This is a genomic window from Vibrio sp. 1562, assembly GCF_033340155.1.
In the GTDB taxonomy this organism is placed as follows: domain Bacteria; phylum Pseudomonadota; class Gammaproteobacteria; order Enterobacterales; family Vibrionaceae; genus Vibrio; species Vibrio alginolyticus.
Genome location: NZ_JAWOVY010000158.1, coordinates 1 through 925, shown reverse-complemented (window position 1 = coordinate 925; position 925 = coordinate 1). Strand labels below are relative to the sequence as shown.

1 protein-coding gene and 1 pseudogene are annotated in these 925 nt (G+C 44.3%); both read right to left on the bottom strand.

Features of this window, described 5'->3' with window-relative positions; genetic code table 11:
• Positions 1-685: alpha/beta hydrolase (locus R7Z49_RS23875; protein WP_318112204.1), on the bottom strand; the 685-nt coding region annotated here is incomplete at its 3' end.
• A 91-nt stretch (positions 686-776) separates the two neighbouring features.
• Positions 777-925 (bottom strand): annotated as a pseudogene (locus R7Z49_RS23870) (xanthine phosphoribosyltransferase); the annotation flags it as partial.

Genomic DNA, 925 nt, shown 5'->3' with positions numbered 1-925 from the left:
TATCGACGGTTAACATTGCAATATCTTTAGGAGCAAAGTGATTGCGGAACAAACGCCACATGTCGGTTTGTAAACTGTCAAGTCCTGCACTCACCATCACAACTGGCAGCTGCTTATCGGTTCTTGGCAAATGCAAGTTAGCGATAATTTTGCGTTTTTGGTAAGGCACCTCAATTTGCTTGATGGTGTATTGAGTTTTCTCAGCCCCTTCAGAATAGGCTTTGTTTGCTAACACCTGAGCCTGAAGCGCCAAGTTGTCGTTTTTTAAATGAGGATAGCCCGCAATGCTGAAACACAACGATGCGGTAAACAGCTCGTCGGCAGCATCCTCACCTTTAAGGTCATTGGCACGTCGTTGGTGTTCCATACCTAACTTGATCCACTCAAACGTCCAGTTACCGCTGTGATACCCCATCACAGTATCTAACCAATCATCGTGAGTACGAGAATGCGTTGACGAAGCAATGCGCGACAACACGCCTTCCATTTCAATTGGAGATAAGCCTTGCCACGCCCACTGCAAGCGACGCAAATGACGATACCAAGCACGATCTTCTTGCTGTTCTCGATCATCAAGAATCTTTTTGCTGGTTGGCATGTATTGAGTGAGCGCGGAGGTTTCTTTCGCTTGCTTATGTTTTACGAACAAAGTCTCGGAAAGATTTTTACTGACGTCTTCAGACATAGGAAGAACCTTTGGCTATTAGCATTAGCTGTAATGATAATAAAAAAAATGCCCCTATAAAGGGGCATTTCTCAATATTCTTCGCTAGCGATTACTTTTGCTTGCGGTTTACTGGCTCTGCGTACTGGATAGACATATCCCAAGGTTGCTCGATCCAAGTGTCTTGCGCGATGTCTACTACGTAGTCATCTAACAATTCTTTACCCGATGGTTTTGCACATACTGCAATCATTTTTGCTT